The organism is Limosilactobacillus reuteri subsp. reuteri, from assembly GCF_000016825.1.
Lineage (GTDB): Bacteria > Bacillota > Bacilli > Lactobacillales > Lactobacillaceae > Limosilactobacillus > Limosilactobacillus reuteri.
The window spans coordinates 1,925,696-1,945,965 of record NC_009513.1 but is presented as its reverse complement, the minus strand read 5'-3'; the positions used below and the strand labels follow the sequence as shown (position 1 = coordinate 1,945,965).

General features: G+C 37.5%; 20 protein-coding genes, 1 pseudogene, 1 riboswitch and 3 other annotated features. Of the genes and pseudogenes, 11 read left to right on the top strand and 10 right to left on the bottom strand.

Annotated elements, in window-relative coordinates; translation table 11 throughout:
- Positions 1–15: 15 nt before the first annotated feature.
- The 4 genes from asnA to LREU_RS09790 all read right to left on the bottom strand — a co-directional run bounded on the left by asnA (position 16) and on the right by LREU_RS09790 (position 5,506).
- Positions 16–1,026: an aspartate--ammonia ligase gene (asnA, locus tag LREU_RS09805; RefSeq protein ID WP_003669400.1), complete on the bottom strand. Its 1,011-nt coding sequence runs from the start codon at positions 1,024–1,026 to the stop codon at positions 16–18.
- Positions 1,027–1,091: 65 nt separating this feature from the next.
- Positions 1,092–1,344, bottom strand: a binding site (T-box leader).
- 60 nt (positions 1,345–1,404) lie between these two features.
- Positions 1,405–1,965, bottom strand: coding sequence for a folate family ECF transporter S component (locus LREU_RS09800; RefSeq protein WP_011953602.1), 561 nt, complete (start codon positions 1,963–1,965; stop codon positions 1,405–1,407).
- 54 nt (positions 1,966–2,019) lie between these two features.
- Positions 2,020–2,118, bottom strand: a riboswitch (THF riboswitch).
- A 69-nt stretch (positions 2,119–2,187) separates the two neighbouring features.
- Positions 2,188–4,719, bottom strand: a complete 2,532-nt coding sequence (locus LREU_RS09795; protein ID WP_003669396.1) for a M1 family metallopeptidase — start codon at positions 4,717–4,719, stop codon at positions 2,188–2,190.
- Between the two features lie 145 nt (positions 4,720–4,864).
- The gene (locus LREU_RS09790) at positions 4,865–5,506 is read right to left on the bottom strand and encodes an NAD(P)H-binding protein (RefSeq protein ID WP_003669394.1); all 642 of its coding nucleotides are present in this window, start codon (positions 5,504–5,506) and stop codon (positions 4,865–4,867) included.
- 207 nt (positions 5,507–5,713) lie between these two features.
- Between LREU_RS09790 and LREU_RS09785 the strand changes: the two genes are divergently transcribed.
- The 3 genes and pseudogenes from LREU_RS09785 (at position 5,714) to LREU_RS09775 (ending at position 9,686) form a co-directional block, all read left to right on the top strand.
- A complete protein-coding gene (locus tag LREU_RS09785; RefSeq protein WP_003669392.1) occupies positions 5,714–7,036 on the top strand; it encodes a C1 family peptidase in 1,323 nt (440 codons plus the stop codon).
- Positions 7,037–7,176: 140 nt separating this feature from the next.
- Positions 7,177–8,361 (top strand): annotated as a pseudogene (locus LREU_RS09780) (MFS transporter); the annotation flags it as partial.
- A gap of 11 nt (positions 8,362–8,372) precedes the next feature.
- A complete protein-coding gene (locus LREU_RS09775; protein ID WP_003669390.1) occupies positions 8,373–9,686 on the top strand; it encodes a hypothetical protein in 1,314 nt (437 codons plus the stop codon).
- On the opposite strand, the gene LREU_RS09770 is transcribed toward LREU_RS09775, so the two are convergent.
- Positions 9,679–10,131: a winged helix-turn-helix transcriptional regulator gene (locus tag LREU_RS09770; protein ID WP_003669387.1), complete on the bottom strand. Its 453-nt coding sequence runs from the start codon at positions 10,129–10,131 to the stop codon at positions 9,679–9,681. The two genes, LREU_RS09775 and LREU_RS09770, sit on opposite strands and share 8 nt — an antisense overlap.
- A gap of 64 nt (positions 10,132–10,195) precedes the next feature.
- Positions 10,196–10,798, bottom strand: a complete 603-nt coding sequence (locus tag LREU_RS09765; protein ID WP_003669385.1) for a nitroreductase family protein — start codon at positions 10,796–10,798, stop codon at positions 10,196–10,198.
- Between the two features lie 97 nt (positions 10,799–10,895).
- Between LREU_RS09765 and LREU_RS09760 the strand changes: the two genes are divergently transcribed.
- The 6 genes from LREU_RS09760 to LREU_RS09735 all read left to right on the top strand — a co-directional run bounded on the left by LREU_RS09760 (position 10,896) and on the right by LREU_RS09735 (position 13,580).
- Positions 10,896–11,207, top strand: coding sequence for a winged helix-turn-helix transcriptional regulator (locus LREU_RS09760; protein WP_003675391.1), 312 nt, complete (start codon positions 10,896–10,898; stop codon positions 11,205–11,207).
- Between the two features lie 127 nt (positions 11,208–11,334).
- A complete protein-coding gene (locus tag LREU_RS09755; protein WP_011953601.1) occupies positions 11,335–11,991 on the top strand; it encodes an NAD(P)H-binding protein in 657 nt (218 codons plus the stop codon).
- Positions 11,992–12,169: 178 nt separating this feature from the next.
- Entirely contained in the window at positions 12,170–12,607 is a 438-nt protein-coding gene (locus tag LREU_RS09750) for a GNAT family N-acetyltransferase (protein ID WP_003669380.1), read from the top strand.
- 128 nt (positions 12,608–12,735) lie between these two features.
- On the top strand, positions 12,736–12,969 hold the full coding sequence (locus LREU_RS09745; protein ID WP_003669379.1) for a cytochrome b5 domain-containing protein: 234 nt from the start codon (positions 12,736–12,738) through the stop codon (positions 12,967–12,969).
- Between the two features lie 134 nt (positions 12,970–13,103).
- On the top strand, positions 13,104–13,322 hold the full coding sequence (locus tag LREU_RS09740) for a cytochrome b5-like heme/steroid binding domain-containing protein (RefSeq protein WP_003665104.1): 219 nt from the start codon (positions 13,104–13,106) through the stop codon (positions 13,320–13,322).
- Between the two features lie 12 nt (positions 13,323–13,334).
- A complete protein-coding gene (locus LREU_RS09735) occupies positions 13,335–13,580 on the top strand; it encodes a cytochrome b5 domain-containing protein (protein ID WP_003669378.1) in 246 nt (81 codons plus the stop codon).
- A 52-nt stretch (positions 13,581–13,632) separates the two neighbouring features.
- Here LREU_RS09735 and LREU_RS09730 read toward each other — a convergent pair whose 3' ends face one another.
- From LREU_RS09730 to LREU_RS09720, 3 genes are all read right to left on the bottom strand, one after another.
- Entirely contained in the window at positions 13,633–14,769 is a 1,137-nt protein-coding gene (locus LREU_RS09730) for a 5-methyltetrahydropteroyltriglutamate--homocysteine S-methyltransferase (RefSeq protein WP_003669376.1), read from the bottom strand.
- A gap of 81 nt (positions 14,770–14,850) precedes the next feature.
- Positions 14,851–15,115 (bottom strand) — a binding site (T-box leader).
- 49 nt (positions 15,116–15,164) lie between these two features.
- Entirely contained in the window at positions 15,165–15,692 is a 528-nt protein-coding gene (locus tag LREU_RS09725) for a DUF3278 domain-containing protein (RefSeq protein WP_003669374.1), read from the bottom strand.
- Positions 15,692–15,883, bottom strand: a complete 192-nt coding sequence (locus LREU_RS09720) for a helix-turn-helix transcriptional regulator (protein ID WP_003669373.1) — start codon at positions 15,881–15,883, stop codon at positions 15,692–15,694. The genes LREU_RS09725 and LREU_RS09720 overlap by 1 nt, the downstream gene beginning before the upstream one ends.
- A gap of 152 nt (positions 15,884–16,035) precedes the next feature.
- Positions 16,036–16,271, top strand: a binding site (T-box leader).
- A 55-nt stretch (positions 16,272–16,326) separates the two neighbouring features.
- Here LREU_RS09720 and LREU_RS09715 point away from each other — a divergent pair.
- A complete protein-coding gene (locus LREU_RS09715; protein WP_003669372.1) occupies positions 16,327–17,283 on the top strand; it encodes a ketopantoate reductase family protein in 957 nt (318 codons plus the stop codon).
- Positions 17,284–17,347: 64 nt separating this feature from the next.
- Here the strand turns inward: LREU_RS09715 and LREU_RS09710 are convergent, their stop codons facing one another.
- Positions 17,348–18,742, bottom strand: coding sequence for an APC family permease (locus LREU_RS09710; protein ID WP_003669370.1), 1,395 nt, complete (start codon positions 18,740–18,742; stop codon positions 17,348–17,350).
- 229 nt (positions 18,743–18,971) lie between these two features.
- On the opposite strand from LREU_RS09710, the gene LREU_RS09705 reads away from it, so the two are divergent.
- On the top strand, positions 18,972–20,264 hold the full coding sequence (locus LREU_RS09705; protein WP_003669369.1) for an alkaline phosphatase family protein: 1,293 nt from the start codon (positions 18,972–18,974) through the stop codon (positions 20,262–20,264).
- Positions 20,265–20,270 lie beyond the last annotated feature (6 nt).

The window sequence follows — 20,270 nt, the reverse complement described above, 5'->3', positions numbered from 1 at the left end:
ATACTCTCCCTTAAATTATAGAATTTGAATGTGGTTTTCTTCACACTTCTTAATCATATCTTCTGGCCAAATACTTGCCTGTACTTCTCCAATATGAGCTTTGCCAAGAAGGAGCATACAGAGACGGGATTGACCAATTCCTCCACCAATTGTATATGGTAATTCGCCATTGAGCAACATTTTATGGAATGGTAATTTTTCACGATCAGTTGCATCGGCTTGTTCAAGTTGGTATTTCATTGATTCTGGACTAACCCGAATTCCCATACTTGAAACTTCGATCCGGCGTTGAAGAGGTTCATACCAGAAAATAATATCACCGTTTAAGCTCCAGTCATCGTAGTCAGGTGCTCGACCATCGTGAGGCTTACCACTGCGTTGCAACTTGTCACCGATCTTCATTACAAAAACAGCACCAAGTTCTTTAGCAATTTTATCTTCCCGTTCAAGTGGGGTGAGGTCTGGCCACCGATCTTCAAGCTCTTGCGTTGTAACAAAGTGAATCTCATCTGGTAAATGGTAAACAGCTTGCGGGAACTTGTACCAAACTTCATGTTCCATGTGCTTAATCACTTTGAAAATATCACGAACTGTATCCTTTAAGGTTTCTTCTGTTCGTTCATCCTTACTAATAATCTTTTCCCAGTCCCACTGGTCAACATAAATTGAGTGGAAGTTATCGAGGTCTTCTTCCTTACGAATGGCGTTCATGTTGGTGTAGAGACCTTCATGCATCCCAAAACCGTACCGCTTAAGAGCAAGACGTTTCCACTTAGCGAGAGAATGGACAATTTCAACAGTTTCGTTTGGCATATCCTTCATTTCAAACGATACTGGTTGTTCAACACCGTTTAAGTTATCGTTTAATCCAGTACTCTTTTCAACAAACATTGGTGCAGACATCCGTTGAAGGTTTAACTCTTTACCAAATTCGTCTTGGAAAGTTTCACGAATATAACGAATAGCAGCTTCAGTTTCTCTAATTGAAAGACGTGGATCGTAATCCTTTGGAATAGTTAAGTCCATAATAGACACTCCTTAAAATAATAGATTTAGGAATGAATTAAAAAAGCCCTTCGTTCCCCTTATAATCAAGGGACGAAAGGCTTTTTTCCGCGGTACCACCCAAATTGTCTAGTATAAAACTAGGCCTCCTCAAGAGCACATCATGCTCTGCCGGTGAGGTAACGGTCCGGATCCGGCCAAGCCTACTTTAAGTAAACCTATTTGGGTTGGCAGCACTCGCGAAAGTGTTATTCACTAGCGTAGGGTCGACTGGTTTCTCACTACCACCAGTTCACTGAACGAATACAACTAGTTACTCTTCTTTCTCATCGCTTTTCTTATTTTGTTAATTGTATTTTAACCTAATTCATTTAAAATGCAATACTTTTTTAAATAAATTTATTTTTCATTCTTTTTTGTAATTAAATTTAATCGTGATAATTGCCGCAGGATAACTAGTACAAGCAAGGTTTCAATCGGCCAGGTAATCAACTCTTTTGGCAAACGAATGAAGAGAAGAGCCATGAAAGTATGGCCGGTACTACTGGAACTTAAGCTCATAAGGTAAAGCCATAAAGTTGTGCCGATAACATTAGTAAGAAGAATTTGGAAAAACTCATATATTAAAATTCGTTGCCAGCTTATCCGTTGTTGGTATAGGAACATTCCTGCAATTACACCAGCGATAAATGCTGAGAGGGTAAAGCCAGGAAAGAATAAGCTTCCTGAATTTAAAATAGTATTACTTATGATATCAGATACGACCATTGACCAGCCACCAATCCATGGTCCAAGACAGTAGCCAATAAGTGCGGTGGCAATAAAACCAAAACTAAATTTTAAAACCGCTGGATCTCCAATTGAAAGTTTGTTTAAGATTACCTGCAGTGCGATCAGCATAGCAGCTAAAGTTAAATTCTTTGTAGTAAAACGCGGTCCGGCAAATGATAACGTAGACATATCAATCCACTCCCTTTTGAAAATTTTGTTAGGGAACACATTGACGTTTCCGTTCATGGTGAATGCGGAATAACAAAGCAGCTAGTTATAAGCCTCCTCCTAACGTTCACATTCCGTTCCGTTAGACAATAACTCTGAGATTCCTACCCCAACAGTAGTAATATATGCTAAGTCTAAACACGAATCAACAAAATAGGTGAAATTTACTATTAATTAATTTCGTTATTGTTGAGCGATTGCATCATTAACGGCTGTTTGTTCTTTGTTAATTAAGTTAACTTTGCTTTCAATTACGCTAATGTCCATTTTAATTTCCCGGGTTAAACCTGGTGTATTAAGTTTCGGTTCAAAGAAATCCTTAAATTCGCTCAATCGTTCTGGAGTATGGAAGACACCAGCAGTTACAGTGATAAAGGTAGCAAATTCCATATCGCCACCAACTGTGTCATTTAACCATTGCCATTCATCACGAAGCCAATTCCAGGCCGCTTGCTGACCTGCTTGATTGGCAAGAAGTCCGCGATACCATGCTCGTAAATCTTGTGGCTTAATGATGTCAGCATCTTCAAAGTAACTAACAACTTTTGCGATTAATGCTGGATCGGTTGTATTTGGTATTGCCATTCGCAAGTCTTGTTTAAAGCTTGCGTCCGCCGTTTGTTGGTAAGCTTTGATCAATTTATCGAATAATTCAGCACTTCCGAAGTTTTGAACTTCATTTTTAAGAACCAACCCACGAATATCCGCCGAAAGGGACTCTAATTTATCTTGATTTTCGGTGAAGATTTGGTGAGCTTGAGTAATTGAATCATTATTGCGTGCAAATAGTGAAGCACTAAGAATGTAAGGGCGCGTTAATTGATCGTCATTGCTTTCACCATCTTTAGGTAACCAGCCAAGCCGCTTTACCTGATCCTTGCTTAATAAATCAAAGAATTGTCGCAGTTCTTGTTCAGCAGGAGAATCAGGTTTAGCAAACATTTTAAGGCTATTAGCAATTTGGTATAGTTCGGCGTTAACAATTGCCGAAGAACTATCTTTAAATTGCTTTAATAATGGAATTAATGACGCATAAGATACTTGTTGGCCTTGGGCAAGTAACCGCAGATCCTGAAGAAGTTGACGTTGGGTAATCGGATCTAATTCATCAGCGTGATCTAAAATATCGTTTAATAGCGTATCGTCATATTTTACGATGAGATGTGAATTATTGCCGAGGTTTAGACGGAATGGTTGACCATTCTTATCGCGCAATGCTTGATAATTGCCAAGGTTGAGTTCTTGTTCAGCCATAATTTGTGGAGCTTCATCATAGTTGCTATTAAGTGGAATTTGCCATTGACGATCAACATCTTTACCGTCACCAATGAAAAATTGCTTTTGTAACAATACTAAATCGCCATCATCATTAATTTTTGCTGTTACAACAGGGTAACCGGGTTGTTCAAGCCATGAATTCATGACTTTTCCAATGTTAAGCCCCGATGCGTCGCCAAGAGCTTTCCATAAGTCAGCTCCGGTTGCATTACTGTATTTGTGAGCAGCAAAATAATTCTTAAGGCCTTCTCGTAACGCTTTGTCACCTAAAAGAGCCCGGACCATTACTAACATTCGCGATCCTTTGGCATAAACAATCGCACCATCGAATAGGGCATCAATTTCGGCCGGATTGTTAACATCAACATGAACGGATTGAACACCATCAGTTGCATCTCGTTGTAATGCCATTGGAGCTTCTGAAGTTTGGAAAAGTTCCCAAATATGCCAGTCAGGCTGGAGAGCATCCACGGCAACATATTCCATCATATTAGCAAAGCTTTCATTGAGCCATAAGTCATCCCACCACTTCATTGTCACAAGGTCACCAAACCACTGGTGAGCTAGTTCGTGTGTGATAACAGTTGCAACTAATTGTTTTATTTCAAGAGAAGTATTGTCTGGATCAAGTAATAAGTAAGCTTCACGGTAGGTTACCAATCCCCAGTTTTCCATTGCACCGGCAGAAAAATCAGGTAAAGCTAACTGCCATGAGTGTGGAAGAGGGTACGGCGTTTGATAGAAATCCTCGTAAAATTCGATTGATCGTTTGGCGATGTCTAATGCAAAATCAAGTTCCTTTGGTTGGTGCGCTTTCGTTGCGAATACCCCTACTTTAACGCCACCCTTTGTCTCAGTAATTTTACTTTGGAGTTCTCCAAATGCAAAGGCAACAAGATAAGTGGACATTCGCACAGTGGGTTCAAAGTAGTGGATGCCATTTTCAACGTGATCTTCTGGCATATTAGCGATAATGGTTTCACCAGGATGCTCATCAAATTTAATTGCTAGACTGAAGGTAGCTTTAGCTTCTGGTTCATCGACACAGGGGAAAGCTTGCCGCGCAAAAGTTGTTTCAAATTGAGTTCCAATAATTTGCTTTTTCTCCCCATCAACCTCATAGTATGATGGATAAATTCCCATCATTGAATCGGTTAACTTAGCATTATAAGTTACAGTAAAAGTTACTTTACCAGTTTGCGGAAGGGTAATCCGAACTGCCTCGGCATCATTATCAATCTTAAAGTCTAATTCTTGACCGTCTGCTTGAACGCTGGTGACCTGCAAATTCTTTTGATTAATTGCAATTTGAGGATCAGTCGCGTTACCAGTGATAGTTGTTTTTCCATTAATGGTTTTCTTTGCTCGATTAATATCGATAAAAACATCATAATGGTCAGGTTGGAAAGTATTATAAAAGCGTTCGAGTTTTGCCATGTAAAAGATTCCCTTCTTAATTTGTTTTTAATGTTTATTATACGGCTGATGAGAAGAATTAGCTAAACTATTACCTGATTTTGGAATAGAAAAAAGTTGTAGATCAGCCATATCTTGTTTTGACTGATCTACAATCTGTAAAAAATTAAATTTGATCCAGTGCTTCTTCAATCGGCGTATCGCCACTCCGCATCATGATAACATGACCGATTGTATTATCGTGTTGTAAGATATCGGCTAAAGTCTGGGCAACATCTGGAATCGGATTAGAGGTTGCAGAGCCTTCACCAATTTGAATTTTACCGGTACCAGGTTCTTCAGTTAAGTTAGCGGGTTGAAGGATAGTGTAGTCAAGGTTCGTATTTGAAATAAGATAATTATCAGCGAAGAACTTGGCAATATTGTAGTCCATAATTGAAGCTAATGATGGAACTTTTGGCCACATTTCAGGTTGTAAGGCATAGAGCGAACTTAACATAATGTAACGTTTAATACCGTCTTTTTCGGTAGCTTGCATTGTTTTAACTGCCCCCATCGCATCAGTTTGCAGTAAATCTTTGCCACGTGATCCGGCAACAAAGTAAACTGCATCCATGTCTTTCATTAATTCAGCGATTTTTTCAACGCTATCATGTAGGTTCAATTCTACAGCAGTAACGTGGTTTAACTTAATAACTTTTTCTGGATGGCGAGCACCAGCTGTAACTTCATTACCAGTAGCAACTAAATCTTTAATTAAGTCAGTAGCGACACGGCCTGAACCGCCGACAACAAATACTTTCTTCATAACTAATCGACCTCCTAGATGAATTTTAACGCAGTTTATCCAATTTATAATTAAAAGTGACCTATTACATATAATTTTAACTAATTTTTTGTAAGCGGTAAAGGATAATGATGAATCAAAGCTTTAATTCAATAATTTTGCCTAAAATGCGGTATCATTAATAGTGTATAAGTCATTTTAGAATTTTAGGCAAAGAAGGGATTTATTGTGACTGAAGAACACGATTTAACCTCAAAAATGGTTGAAAAATTAAAGAAAGAATTTCATTCACGTAAAGATGCAGAAATTATTGCCCGGGCAATACAAAAAAATGGGATTAAAGCTGCGAGTGAAGATCCAACGGCAAGCGAACGTCTTCATCGAGCATTTTCTTATGAAATCAAGACAGGTAAGCCAACCAACCAGCGTCATAGTGGGCGTTGCTGGTCTTTTGCAGCATTAAACACATTGCGTCATAAGTTTGCAACAAAATATAAGTTCAAGGACTTTGAATTATCACAAAATTATCTGTTTTTCTGGGACCGAATTGAACGGGCAAATATGTTTTTCCAAAAGATTATTGCAACTGCTGATAAGCCTTTGCATGATCGAACTGTTGATTTCTATCTTAGTTTCGCATTAAATGATGGTGGACAATGGGCGAATGCTGCTTCTATTATCGAAAAATATGGTGTTGTTCCAGAATATGTAATGCCTGACACACATAATACGAAGGATACTTCAGATGTGGCCGAAGTATTTGATAGTTTAATGCGCAAAGATGCAATTGAATTACGGGCAATGGTGCAAACGAATGCCAGTGCAGCGGAATTACAGGAAGCACAAGAACGAATGATGGGTGACGTTTATAAGATTGCAGCTTATTCATTTGGTGAACCGCCTGCAAAATTTGATCTTGAATATCGGGATGATGATAAAAAGTTCCACCAAGTTCTTGGCTTAACGCCATTAAAGTTCTATCATGAATACTTTGATACAAACTTAAGTGACTATGTTGTAGTTACTAACGCTCCTGATCATGAAATGGATCGGAGTTATTTAATGCCAGCTCAAGATAGTGTGGTTGGTGGTTTGCCAATTAAATTTGTTAATGTTCCTTTTGCAGAATTACAAGAAGGAGCCATCAAACAATTGCAAGCTGGTGAAACAGTTTGGGTTGGGAATGATGTTCTTCAACAAATGGACCGTAAGCGAGGTTTGATGGATGCAAAATTATATCATCGAGAGGAATTGCTTGATGTTGACTTTGTAATGGATAAGAAGCATCGTTTGGAAACTAAGCAAGCCGTTGTTTCTCATGCAATGACATTAACAGGCTTTGACATGGTAAATGATCAACCTACACGATGGAAGATTGAAAACAGTTGGGGTAAAGATAATGGTGATAACGGATACTTTGTAATGACCCAAGATTGGTTTGAAGAGTATACTTATGAAGCTGTTATTAATAAGAAGTACCTTAGCGATCGAGTAAAGAAAGTAGCTGACAGTGAACCCGTTATTCTACCAGCTTGGGATTCTTTGCAGTAAAATATAAATAGTGAAGTACACACAGAGAGGTTGGGAAACAACACCCAATCTCTTTATTTATTTCCTGGGAAATCATTTAACTTTCCCAAATAGTTGTATGATAGTAATTAGAATTTAATTGAAATCATGCAAAGAAAGCAGGGGAATTGATGGCGAAGGAAAAATCGATTTTTACAAAGGATGTTGTGCTCGTAATGGCAGCCTCATTCTTTTTTATGTTTAGTAATATGTACTGTAACCCATTGATTAACGGATATGCTCAGGATTTGGGAGCATCAAGTGCTTTTGCGGGAATAATCGTCGGAATGATGAGTATTGTTTCAATGTTTTTGCGACCAATTGCTGGTAATCTGACTGACCGTTTTTCGAAATATTCATTAGCTTTTTGGGGTGGATTATTGTGCTTTATTGGGGTTGCAGGTTATGTGTTAACGCCTAATAGCACTTTCCTGTTAATATGTCGTTTGATTAACGGGTTAGGATTTGTGTTATGTACGGTTTGTATGACAACATGGCTATCATATTTGGTCCCCTTTAATCATGTTGGCGAAGCAATGAGTTTTTATGGACTAATGAATGCTTTGGCAATGGCATGTGCTCCTGCTGTATCAATTAACTTGTATAAAGTTATTGGTTATCGAGCTGCAATGGTGATTTCTGCATTATCGGCTTTACTAGTTGTTGTCACAATACAGTTTGTCAGTAATCGTGCCCAACCGGTAACACACTCTGTAAAACAAAGTGGCCTCCATATTAAAATTATTCAGCGAGATGCTATTCCAGTTGCTCTTCTAACAGCTTTATTTGCTATCCCATATTTTGCAACGCAGGCAGATATTGTTGAATATGCTGAACAACGGCACTTATCTATCGCTGTCGGCGCTTATTTCTTAATTTATGCTGTCGTTCTTTTACTTAGCCGGTTATTCTTACGGACCCAATTTGATACTGTTCGTTTTGAACCCTGGTTAATTTTAAGCACGGTCGCAACAATCTTTTATCTTATTATGTTAAGTATTATGAAAAATAATATTGAAATGGCGCTGGCAGCCGCTGGAATGGCATTTGGCTATGGTATTATTTATTCCGTTTGTCAATCAACTGCAATGATGCTAGCTCCAGATAATGAACGAGGGCTAGCAAGTTCGACATTCTTTCTCGGTCTTGATATTGGAATGACGCTTGGACCAATCATCGGGGGAATTATTGATAGTACGTTACCCGTGAAATATTTTTATCCCGTAATGCTATTTATTGTCCCGTTAGTTATTATTATTTTTCTAGTAAATCGAAAGAAACTGAATAGTGCAATTGACCAGCATTAGAGGTAATAAAAATGAAAAAATTAGAAAAATTGACTGGTGTCTGTAGTTTATTATTAAATTTAATGCCTTTTCTGCTGTATATTTCTCTTACTAAGGAGCAGTCTGATGTCTTTGTTGGTGCTTTGCCTTTCGCTATTTTCTATGCTTTCCGGCATACAATTTTATTATTTTGCCGTGATTTAGAATACGATTATCAACGGCTGGCCTGGATTGGTCTTTATAGCGGAATTATTGGTTACTTTTTAGGGATGTTTGGTGGATTTCAACCAATCTTCTGGGATTTGTCAGGTGTAGGGGCAGGGATTGCTTCTCAATTATTCCCAACCGCAATAAGTCAGCGAAGGCGATTAATGAAACAAGGGCTATTGCCTAAACAGGATCATCTTAAACCACTTTTTCAAGTTATTATAGTTTTGATCGGTGTTGGAATAATTGTGTGGATAAAGAAGCCAGTAATTAGTTTTGCTTTAATGTTAATCATTACCTTTTGTGCAATGGGATCAATTTGGGAAACACCCCATGCAATTCGTCCGCTGCCAGTTCGTCTACATGGGGCTAATTACTTACTAGCATTAATTTTGCTTGGCGCAATGTTACTGTTGCGATTAGGGAGAAGTTTAGGCTTTGGGAAACCACTTGAATGGGGAACCGCTCTTTTATTAATCTTCCTCATTACGATGATCCTTGCCTTGCTTGTAAACCATCGGCGATTACTTCATTATCCCAATCATTTACGGCAACGAATAATGCTTTATGGTGCTTGTGGTCAGTATTGGACCTTGTATAGTACCGTCTTTATTGGTATTTTGTATGGCACAAAAATGTATTCTTGGACAATTGTTGCTTACTTATTTGCTTTCGTCTTTGGAGGATTATTGGTAAAACAAACCCACCATTTATTCCATTTTAAGGCTTATCAAATTAATTTAGTGATGCTAACAATTGGAATTTTATTAACATTTTGGCTGCCAACATATTTTATTGGCGTATTTATTATCCGTAGCTTTGCCGGTGCAGAACGTAAAACAGCAATTGATGACTACGAGAAAGCAACCCATAATTATAGTATTTCTTCGATCGTCAATTATTACTCTGCATCAATTGCGGGGATAATTTCCCAATTAGTAATGTGGGGAAGCTTATTTATTTTTGCTGGAACAACGGGAATGAATAAAATTTTTGGTGCTTTCTCAGTAGGAAAAACAAGTATTCAAAGCTTTCCAATTATCATGAATACGCATCTTATTCTTGCGGGTTACATGATTATATTTATAATGGCATTGGCGTTTAGATTAAAGAACACAAAAAAGCAAGAACTTAGATAGAAATGTCTTTGTCCTTGCTTTTTACAATTTCTTGGCGCCAATGATTAAGATGTTTTTTAGTGATGACACACAAACCATCATCGCCGACCTGCTTCATTTCGTCAGTACACATGATTTTAATGTCACCAGTTTGTTTTGCTCTGTTTTCGCCCCAGTAATTTAAATAACGAAGGGCGGCATAAAGGTTCTCACCCTCAGGAGTTAAGCGATATTCAACGTGCGGAGGAATTGTATTGAAACTTTTACGGATAACGAGGCCGGCATCTGTCATTTCACGAAGCTGGTCACTCAAGACTTTATATGAGGTGCCTAGTTGCTTAACTAGTTCACTTGTCCGTCGGGGATGACCAGCTAAGAGATAGAGGATGACAGACTTCCATTTACCACCGATGATTGCTAGAGCGTAGTCTGCTCCAGTATTATACATTTTAGGTTGCCGTTCCATTAAAATTCCTCCTTTAACGTTTACAATAATTATATAACGTTCAAGAGGATGAAGAAAAATAAGTTTACTTAATTAATTTGAACATCTCTTCGTCATCAAGATGAGTCTTTTCCCCAGCTGGTGCCTCAATTGAACCAAATGGCATTTCAGCACGCAATTGCCAATCAGCTGGAAGATTAAATGCTTGATGAATTGCATCATCAATCAATGGGTTATAATGTTGAAGACTGGCACCGATTCCTTGCTCTGCGAGTGCTGTCCAAACGGCTTGTTGAGCACCACCAAGTCCTTGTTCAGCCCAGTTTGCAAAATTAGCTGCATATGATGGATAATCATTCTCTAATTGGTGCACAATTGTAGTGTCAGTAAAGTAGAGGATCGTTCCATAACCAGCTTTGAAACTATCAATCTTGGCCTTTGTTTGTTCAAAAGCATCTGGACTCTTAGCGATTTTGCGTAAAGCGTCCTCAACAATTTCCCATACTTTGTCTGATGACTTGCCAAATAATACGACTGCCCGTACTGTTTGACTATTGAAAGCAGTTGGTGAGTTTTTGACTGTTTGCTTCACTAAGTCAAAAATTTCTTCTGGTGTTTGTGAAAGATTATCACCAAGCGCATAGATTGAACGACGATTTGCAGATAAACTATTAAATTGTGAATTCATAATAATCACTCCCGTACATTTATTTACTTACTAATAGTAATTGAAAGATAAAAATATACAAGAAGTGAATTTTATTTCACCAGAGAAAGGAGAAAAAATGGTCGAAAAAGATTGTCCAATTGAAAATACGCTTAAATTAATAAACGGAAAATGGAAAAGCGTAATTATATATCAAATTAGTAAATATGAGCCTTGTCGTTTTTCGGAGTTGCAAAAATTAATTCCAGATTGTTCAAAGAGAATGTTGGCTCTTCAACTAAAGGATTTAGAAGAAGCAAGCATTATTCAAAAGCGTGTTTATTCGACAGTGCCGCCTAAGACTGAGTATTCATTGACAGAAGTAGGAAAAAGTTTGGTACCAATAATTAGGTCAATTAACCAGTGGGGCAAAAAATATAATAAAAAATAAAATTTGCTGATTACTTGTCCATCAATTATATCTTACCTGAATGTAACTACCTTACTTGTATGTACTTACTTTTAATTGGTACAGAGAATTGTATACTAAAAGTAGAATTTATGAGGAGGTAGAAATAATGGCAAGAGAAGTTTTGATTCTGGGTGCAACGGGAAAAATTGCTGGACACGCAATTGATGCATTGTTAGCAAATGGTAATGATGAATTATTACTATTTACCCGGCACCCACAAAATATGAATGTTGTCGATGAAAATCGCGAAACAGTTATTAAAGGGGATGTCCTAAATATTGGTGATTTAGAGCCAGCAATTGAACGGGCAGATGTGGTTTATGCTAATCTACGTAATCCTGAAATTACGCAACAAGCTAAAAATATTGTCAGCTTAATGGAAAAATATGCTGTAAAGCCATTAGTCTGGATTTCTTCGATTGGAATCTATGATGAAGTTCCAGGTAAATTTGGTGAGTGGAATAATGAGATGTTAGGTGGCGGCCAAGAAGATAGCTATTTAGGAACTTATCGCAGTGCTGCCGATGTAATTGAAAATTCAACCCTTGATTACACGATCATTCGACCAGCATGGTTAACAGATAAGGATGAAGTAGATTACGAAACGACTGCAAAAGGGGAAGCGTTCAAAGGTACCGAGGTCTCGCGAAAGTCGATTGGTAATTTTGTAGCAAAAATCATTGATGATCCGGCACCGTATGCACGAAAAAACTTTGGTGTGAATAAACCCAATACAGACGGGGATAAACCGGCATGGTATTAAATCGCTAATTGCAAGATAGATTAATTCATTGTATACCGATACCGAATAATTTAATAACGACTCGTCTTTAGTCCCCGGATTAAAGACATTAAGAGTACTAGCCATCTTCTACTAGGGCCTGTCACAATGACATGAAGAAGTTGGTTAGTACTCTTTTATTTTTTAGGAGGTTTTTAATATGAATGTTGAAGTAAAAACATTAAACGAAATGACAGCTCAAGAATGGTGTAAATTGGCAGAAGAACGGGTAAGGGTTTTTGTTGTTGAGCAAGAATGTCCTTATCAAGAAATCGATGAACAGGATTATCAAGCTCACCATTTAATGTTAAAGGACGAGCGAGGAGAATTAGTGGGTTATACGCGAATTATGGCTAAGGATAGCTCTCATGCGACTTTTGGCCGCGTATTAGTTTTAAAACAATTTCGTGGACATGAATACGGGCGTCAGCTAGTTCAGGCAACGATCGATGAAACTAAGCGTCTTTTCCCAAATAAGACAATTCAAATTCAAGCTCAAGCATATCTTAAAGAATTTTACGCATCGTTTGGACTTAAGCCGATTTCAGATGTTTACCTTGAAGATAATATCCCGCACTTAGATATGGTATTGGATTAATTGTGAAGAAAATACTAATAGAGTAGTAATTTTGCGTTAAAGTAAGATAATTATTAATTTGTTGTGTGCGCTTCCATGATATAGTGAGGATATTGAACTGACACTATCAAATAAGGAGGCAGAATATTATGGCAAAGACATTTACAAGAGAAGAATTAAAAAAATATGATGGGCAAAACGGGAATCCAGCTTATGTAGCAATTAATAATCGTGTCTATGATGTAACTCATATTCCCGCATGGCAAGATGGTACCCATCATGGAAATAAGGCAGGATTGGATTTGACAGATGTTCTGTTTAATTACTCTCCGCATAAAGATCGGGTGTTGGCCAAATTACCGTTAGTAGGACAATTAGTGTAAGAAAGACTGGGTTTATCTTAGTCTTTTTTATAAAATTAAATTATTGTATTTCTAGTCATTGGAGTGCTTTTAGTTTATTTATTAAATAATAGTGTTATATTTAAAATAATAATGGACTTTAGGAGGAACAACTCATGGCTGAGAAAAAATTTACACGAGATGAATTAGCTAAATATAATGGTGATGGCGAAAAACCACATTACATGGCAATTGATGGGTTAGTTTATGACATTACAGATGCTCCTAAAAAAGGAATCAGCATAAAAGAGTTAATGGAAGTCGTTTTTGGCCGTTCAAAAGAAAAAGATGAAATTCTAAAAAAGTTAACAGTTGTCGGGAAATTAGCTGATTAAGGAGTAGGTTGGATGGCAAATCAAACATTTACCAGAGATGAGTTGCGTAAATATAATGGACAGAATGGAGCAGCTGCATATATTGCAATCGATGGAATTGTTTACGATGTGACTCATAGTCCTGCTTGGAAAAATGGGATTCATCATGGATATCAAGCCGGTTATGATTTAACGGATGCACTGTATAAGGTTTCTCCCCATAAAGACCGCGTATTGGCAAATCTACCCAAGGTGGGGACTTTAGTTGGAGAAGAATAAATAGCAGGAACTCTCAAAAGTATCTTGAGTCCCTGCTATTATTCATTTGAAATTATCCCCAAACTTCTGTAGCAATTTCTTTAACAAGTGCAACCTTCTTCCATTGTTGTTCTTCTGTTAAAATATTTCCTTCTTCAGTTGATGCAAAGCCACATTGAGGACTAAGACAGAGCTTATCTAATGGATGGAATTGTGCGGCTTCATGAATTCGTTTGATAATTGCTTCCTTATCTTCAAGTTCACCTGATTTTGAAGTAATTAAACCAAGAACAACATACTTATCATCAGGAACTTTGCTAAGTGGTTCAAATCCGCCAGCACGTTCACTATCGTATTCGAGATAGAAGGCAGTGACGTTTTCCTTAGCAAATAGCGTGTCGGCAACTGGTCCATATCCACCGGCAGCCGCCCATGTTGAGTGATAGTTTCCGCGGCAAACGTGGGTATTAATTGTTAAGTCGGCAGGTAAATTAGCGATTGCATCATTGTTTACTTTTAAGAATCGCTTTTGAAGGGCTTCAAGCTGAGATACATCAGCATTGGGGTCTTTTTTCTTTAGGTTAGCAAAGGCGTTAACAGAAATTCCCCATGTACAGTCATCTAGTTGGAGAGTACGACAACCAGCAGCATAAAGATCTTCAATTACTTGATGATAAGCAGTTGCAACGTCATGATCTAAATCTTCTTGGTTGGGATAAAATTCTTTAGCATTAGCTTGATTTTCGGGACGAAGAAATTCTTCTAAAAATTGTGCTGGCGCAGGAATGGTTTGTTTAACTTGAACGCCATCAGAGGTATGAGCTTGGGTAAATTTGAAATGTTCGACAAAGGGGTGGTTTTCGCCGGAGATTTTTCCCGTAATTTGAGCAGTTTCAGGACGAGTCTCTTCATCTGCAAACTTATAGCCTTCCTTTAGAGTAGCTTTTTTAACGCCATTTAATCCCCAGAAGAAGTCAAGGTGCCACCAACTACGCCGGAATTCACCGTCAGTAACTGCTTTTAGGCCAGCAGCTTCTTCTTGTTTAATCAAATTAATGATTGCTTTATCTTCAACAGCTGTTAAGTCTGCTTGTGTTATTTCGCCGTTTGCAAATTTTGCGCGAGCTTCTTTTAGCTCTTGAGGACGAAGGAAGCTTCCAACGATGTCATAACGAAATGGTGATGTAGTACGTGTAGTGAATTCAGTCATAGTAAATCGATCCTTTCTATTTGTGATGGGTTCAAGAATTGAAGCAATAAAAAAGCCCCTAGGAAAAATATTTCTACTTTTCCTAGGGACGTTGATTAATCAATGGTTAATTAACGTGTTACCACCCTAATTTGATAGCATCTCACAATACTATCCTCAATAGGTACACTAATGGAAGCTATACCCAGACGTTTTATCGGTCGTCAATCGTGAATTACTTATATAAAATACTCGTAATTCGTGAAGCTCCAAGACCATCTTCATCTTAGTCTCTTATGTCACCTCTCATCAACCGTGATTCTCTGTAATAAGATTCTAAGATTACTCATCTTTTCTAAGCTGTTTCTCATTTATTTGTCATTATAATACGCGGATGAAATATGAATGTCAAGAAACTATTTTACTTTTTTTATTCGAAGGTAGTAAACAAGGAGTAATAATAATGTGACCGTAACACCACATGTAATACATGCAACAATATTACTAGGATCGCTTAGTTGACGAATAAAGTTTCCAAAATAGAGATATAAAACAAAAGCATTAAGAAAATATGCAAAGATTGCCCCTAAGATACCAATTTTTAAACTTTTGAAAATAATATTTCGGTAGGCAGAATGAATATCACCTTTCTCTACTTCTTGATCTGCAAGGTGATATTTGTGACCTGCATACATAACATAACCACCAGCAATGAATATAGTAAAAATGAGAATCGTACCACTAAGTATAAAAAATGCCAATAAATAATTTTTTGTTACACCACCAATTATTATTGTAAGGAGAGAGATGGCAATGTTAAACCAATAAAGCATAATGGCGACCGTATTACCGATAGTGTTTGCCTGAGTTTTTTTGTATTCGTCGATTGGACCAGAGATATTATAGAATTGTTTAAATATTTTTGTACCGATTGATTCTTTCATTATGGTTCCTCCCAAAATAAAGAGTTAAGGTCAGTATGAAGCGCATGTGCCAAGTTTAAGCAAAGACCAAGAGTTGGATTATATTTATCATTTTCGATTAAATTTATTGTTTGCCGTGCGACTCCGATTTCTTTGGCAAGCTCCAACTGAGATAATTTTTGCTGTTTTCGATACTTCCTAACATTATTCAATATTCCTCCCTCCTTTTGTCGTGTATATAAGACATCTTATATTTAATATTCTATTTATGCATCAAATAAATGTCAAGTATACATGACAAAAAATAAATCTTGACATTTACACTTCAAAGTATTAAATTAGATAAAAATTAAAATATGATTATAAAAACACGTTGAAAAGAAGAGTAATTATGAGTGGATTAGCAGAGAGTCCTTGGTTGATGGAAAAGGATAACCTGCTTATAATGAAAATCACTTTGAGTGCCATGATGAAATTAGTAATTAATGGTGGGATCAGCCCATTATAGCTGACGTGTTTAATGGAAACATTGAACATTTGAGGCTAATAATGTGAATTATTGGCGAATTAAGGTGGTACCACGCAAAAAGCGTCCTTAGGTTAAGTTGTTTAATCTAAGGACGCTTTTTTATAGTCATAAAAAGGAGAGAGAATTATGAAATTTACAGTCGTTGGTGCAGGTGCAATGGGATTACGGTTTGGTGTTCTATTACAAGAAGCAGGTAATGAAGTCGATTTTGTTGAAGGATGGTTACCACATTACAACAAGATGAAAGAACAAGGAGGAGTTTATGTAACTCGCGAGCATAAAAATAGACACCTTGTTCCCGTTAATGTTTATACACCTGAAGAATACAATGCTACAGATGCTGATTTTGTTTTCTTTGAATTAAAACAAATGCAGTTAGATGATATGTTAAAACGTTGTGAACATTTCTTGAAGGATCAATATGCGATGACAGCGATGAATGGAATGGGACATGTTGAAAAATTATTGAAGTATTTCCCAAAAGAAAAAGTAGTTGCTGGAACTGCCTTAGTAGCAACTATCTTAACTAAACCTGGCGAAGTTGAATTTGTTGGAGAACGAGGGATGGGAACGACTAATTGGGCTAATTATACTGAAAAGCCTGATGAGAAGACACAAGCGTTAATGACAGAGCTCAAAAAAGCAAACTTTAATCCATCCCTTAAAGCTGATTTTATGGGAACGTTGATGGCAAAAGTGGTCTTTAATTCAGTCGTTAATACCCTTTGTACTATGTTTGAAATTACAATGGGTGAGTATGCGGCGTTTGATAAGGCTGATGAACTATCTCGGCAATTAATCGATGAAGCATATGATGTCTGTGAACGTGCAGGAGTACAATTAGTTAATACGCGAGCAGAAGAGCTAGAAAGTGTAAATTATGTCTCTAAAGTTGGCTGTCCGCATCATTATCCTTCAATGTACCAAGATATGAGTCATAATCGTCCAGTGGAAGTTGATTATATTAATGGTTACTTTGTTAAGCTGGGTCGCCGATATAATTATGAAGCCAAAACCCATAATTTTGTTACTAATTTAGTCCACTTAGCGGAAACAACTCGACAAAATCGAAGTGTTAAATAGTATTAAATAGACCTCTAACATTTTAGATCAATGTAGGAGGTCTATCATAATTTAGAAATAAATTTTAATTGCCTGGGATATCACTTTCGTCTTGGAAGTTAAATTCGTTGGCATGACGAAGGGAATAGAAGAAGTAAACGCCTAATCCAACTACCAGCCATAATAAGTATGTTAACCAAGCATTGAGTGAGATGCTTACTAATAAAACAATACAGATCAATACTGATAGAACAGGAATAACGTTGCCAAAAGGTACCTTAAATGGTCGTTTTAATTCTGGATAACGGTACCGTAAGATAATTACGATAAGCGAAATCAAAGCAAAGACAACCAATGATCCAATGTTGGCGATTAATGCAAGATAATGGAGATCGAATTCTCCGGCTAAGACAGCTGCAAGAAGTCCGACTAACCAAATAGCACGATTAGGACTTTGAGTTTTGTCATTAACTTTAGCGAGGCCTTGAGGAAGAAAGGCACTTCGACTCATTGACTTCATGATATTTGAGCCAGCATAGATGAATGCAAAGACGACAGCCATAATTCCTAAAACAGCACCAAGTGAAACAATCTCAGCCACGTATTTATGACCTTTAGCTAAAAGAACATATGACATAGCTTCAGAGACATTCAAATCTTTATAGCTTAGAACTCCCGTCATAACAAGACTAACTAAAATATAGAGGGCCGTTGAAATGACTAAACATAAAATTATTGCCCGGGGAATATTTTTATCAACATCTTTAGCATCTTCAGCAGAAGTAGCTAATGCATCAAATCCAAGGAAGGAGAAGAAGACAGCAGATGCTCCTGTGAAAATCCCTTTGTATCCATATGGTAAAAAGGGGTGCCAGTTAGCTGGATTGATATGTTGAGCACTAACAACGATAAATAGAACAATAATAAAGATTTTGACACCAACCAAGAAGTTGTTAACAAGTTTACTTTCACTGGTTCCACGTGTCAGAATAATCGTCATAAAAAGGATCATCAAGACAGCGGGGAGGTTTACATAACCACCAGCTGCAGGCGTAACCAGTAATTTATGCGGTAAATTAACTCCGAGGACTTCTAGGAACGATTGTACGTACCCAGTCCACCCATTGGCTACTGTAGCGGTTGTAGTAACGTAGACCCCAATCAGCGTCCATCCAGCAAGGAACGCCATAAATTTACCAATTGAAACCCACGCGTAGTAAAAGGCACTTCCTGAATTGGGTAAACTAGTGGTTAATTCTGAATAACAGAGACCAATTAAACCACTAGCAAGAGCAGCAATCAGAAAAGAGAAAACAATTGCGGGGCCTGAATCTTCCGCGGCGACAATTCCAGTTAAAACTAAAATTCCAGTTCCGATGATTGCGCCAATACCTAGAATAGAAAGGTCGAAGAGGCCGAGAGTTTTCTCATGCTCTTTTCCCTTGGGTAACTGATTTTGCATGATTATGATTCCTTTCATAAAATACTGAAAACTGAAACTTAATTTTACATTAAAAATTACTGTGAATCAAATTTCACTTTAAAACTTATTGGCAATCCACGGTCTACCAATAGGGGTTAACCGTTCTATCATACAAATTTTGGCGCTTACGATGAGAATGGCTTTTGATAATTGCTTTCAAAACTAGTTATTAACAATAATTTATTTTAAAATAGCTAATGAGTTTGAAAAGAAAGCAGATGAACAAATGAAACAGCATAAGCTAATTGTCATTTCGCTAGATTCACTAGGGTTTCGTGACCTAAACGAATTACGCCAAATAACACCAACATTAGCGAATTTAATAAAAAAAGGAACCTGGGTAAAAAAAGTTAAAGGAATCTTTCCAACGTTAACTTACCCATCCCATACTTCGATTATTACCGGTCAGTATCCGGCTGTGCATGGAATTGTTAACAATACTAAATTGCAGCCACGCCGGCAATCGCCTGACTGGTTCTGGTATCGAAAAGATATTCAATCGATGCCCCTCTATGATATTGCAAAAGAAAAGGACTTAACAACTGCTGCATTTTTGTGGCCTGTTACTGCTGGCAGTAAGATTGATTATAACCTTGCGGAAATCTTTCCTAATCGAATTTGGACAAATCAAGTACTGGTTTCGTTAAAGGCAAGTAGTCCGTTATTTTTATATGAAATGAATAAGAAATACGGTAAATTACGGCACGGAATTAAGCAACCGTGGCTTGACGATTTTGTAACAGCATGTGCGGTTGATACGATTAAAAATAAAAAGCCAGACTTAACCTTAATTCACTTAGTTGATATGGATAGTATGCGTCACCGTTATGGGGTTCGATCACCACAAGCAAAAGAAGCATTGCACCGTCTAGATAAACGCGTAGCTAAGATAATTCAAGCGACAAAAGATACCGGTACTTACCCGCAAACAGACTTTGTAATTTTAGGAGATCACTATCAAATTAATGTTGATAAGATGATTCATTTGAATATGCTATTTGCGCAACAAGGACTTCTTCACCCTCTTGGAAAGAAAAGTACTTATCGAAATAACTGGCAAGTCACTGCTAAAACTTGCGATGGAGAAACTTATATTTACACTCGTGGTGCCGTGGATCGAGGAAAACTTAAGCAAATGATTGCTGGTGTCGAAGGCGTTGAGCGAATCTATGATAACGCAACGGCGATCAAACGGGGCGCAGATCCTAAGTGCACATTCCTCGTCGAAGCCAAACCGGGATACTATTTCACTGATGAGGTAAACAGGCCAGCGATTGTCGAAAAAGTTGATTCGGAATCAATTGGAACTCACGATCGCTATCGAGGGGTCCATGGCTACGGGCCAACACAAGCAAATTACTTCACTACTGCTATTTTTGCCGGTCCACAAATCAAAGGTGGTGCGACTGTTGAAAATGCTCACCTGGTTGATGAAGGACCGACATTTGCTAAATTATTAGGATTACATTATCCGGCTCCAACTGCCGGACAAGCAATTGATGCGATCTTTAAAGACTGAGGTGAC

Coding starts and splice junctions, on each gene's coding strand:
- LREU_RS09740 (WP_003665104.1), top strand. CDS start 13,104: ATGGCTGAGAAAAAATTTACACGAGATGAATTAGCTAAATATAATGGT.
- LREU_RS09730 (WP_003669376.1), bottom strand. CDS start 14,769: ATGACTGAATTCACTACACGTACTACATCACCATTTCGTTATGACATC.
- LREU_RS09725 (WP_003669374.1), bottom strand. CDS start 15,692: ATGAAAGAATCAATCGGTACAAAAATATTTAAACAATTCTATAATATC.
- LREU_RS09755 (WP_011953601.1), top strand. CDS start 11,335: ATGGCAAGAGAAGTTTTGATTCTGGGTGCAACGGGAAAAATTGCTGGA.
- LREU_RS09715 (WP_003669372.1), top strand. CDS start 16,327: ATGAAATTTACAGTCGTTGGTGCAGGTGCAATGGGATTACGGTTTGGT.
- LREU_RS09790 (WP_003669394.1), bottom strand. CDS start 5,506: ATGAAGAAAGTATTTGTTGTCGGCGGTTCAGGCCGTGTCGCTACTGAC.
- LREU_RS09705 (WP_003669369.1), top strand. CDS start 18,972: ATGAAACAGCATAAGCTAATTGTCATTTCGCTAGATTCACTAGGGTTT.
- LREU_RS09735 (WP_003669378.1), top strand. CDS start 13,335: ATGGCAAATCAAACATTTACCAGAGATGAGTTGCGTAAATATAATGGA.
- LREU_RS09765 (WP_003669385.1), bottom strand. CDS start 10,798: ATGAATTCACAATTTAATAGTTTATCTGCAAATCGTCGTTCAATCTAT.
- LREU_RS09745 (WP_003669379.1), top strand. CDS start 12,736: ATGGCAAAGACATTTACAAGAGAAGAATTAAAAAAATATGATGGGCAA.
- LREU_RS09760 (WP_003675391.1), top strand. CDS start 10,896: ATGGTCGAAAAAGATTGTCCAATTGAAAATACGCTTAAATTAATAAAC.
- LREU_RS09795 (WP_003669396.1), bottom strand. CDS start 4,719: ATGGCAAAACTCGAACGCTTTTATAATACTTTCCAACCTGACCATTAT.
- LREU_RS09750 (WP_003669380.1), top strand. CDS start 12,170: ATGAATGTTGAAGTAAAAACATTAAACGAAATGACAGCTCAAGAATGG.
- LREU_RS09770 (WP_003669387.1), bottom strand. CDS start 10,131: ATGGAACGGCAACCTAAAATGTATAATACTGGAGCAGACTACGCTCTA.
- LREU_RS09800 (WP_011953602.1), bottom strand. CDS start 1,965: ATGTCTACGTTATCATTTGCCGGACCGCGTTTTACTACAAAGAATTTA.
- LREU_RS09775 (WP_003669390.1), top strand. CDS start 8,373: ATGAAAAAATTAGAAAAATTGACTGGTGTCTGTAGTTTATTATTAAAT.
- asnA (WP_003669400.1), bottom strand. CDS start 1,026: ATGGACTTAACTATTCCAAAGGATTACGATCCACGTCTTTCAATTAGA.
- LREU_RS09710 (WP_003669370.1), bottom strand. CDS start 18,742: ATGAAAGGAATCATAATCATGCAAAATCAGTTACCCAAGGGAAAAGAG.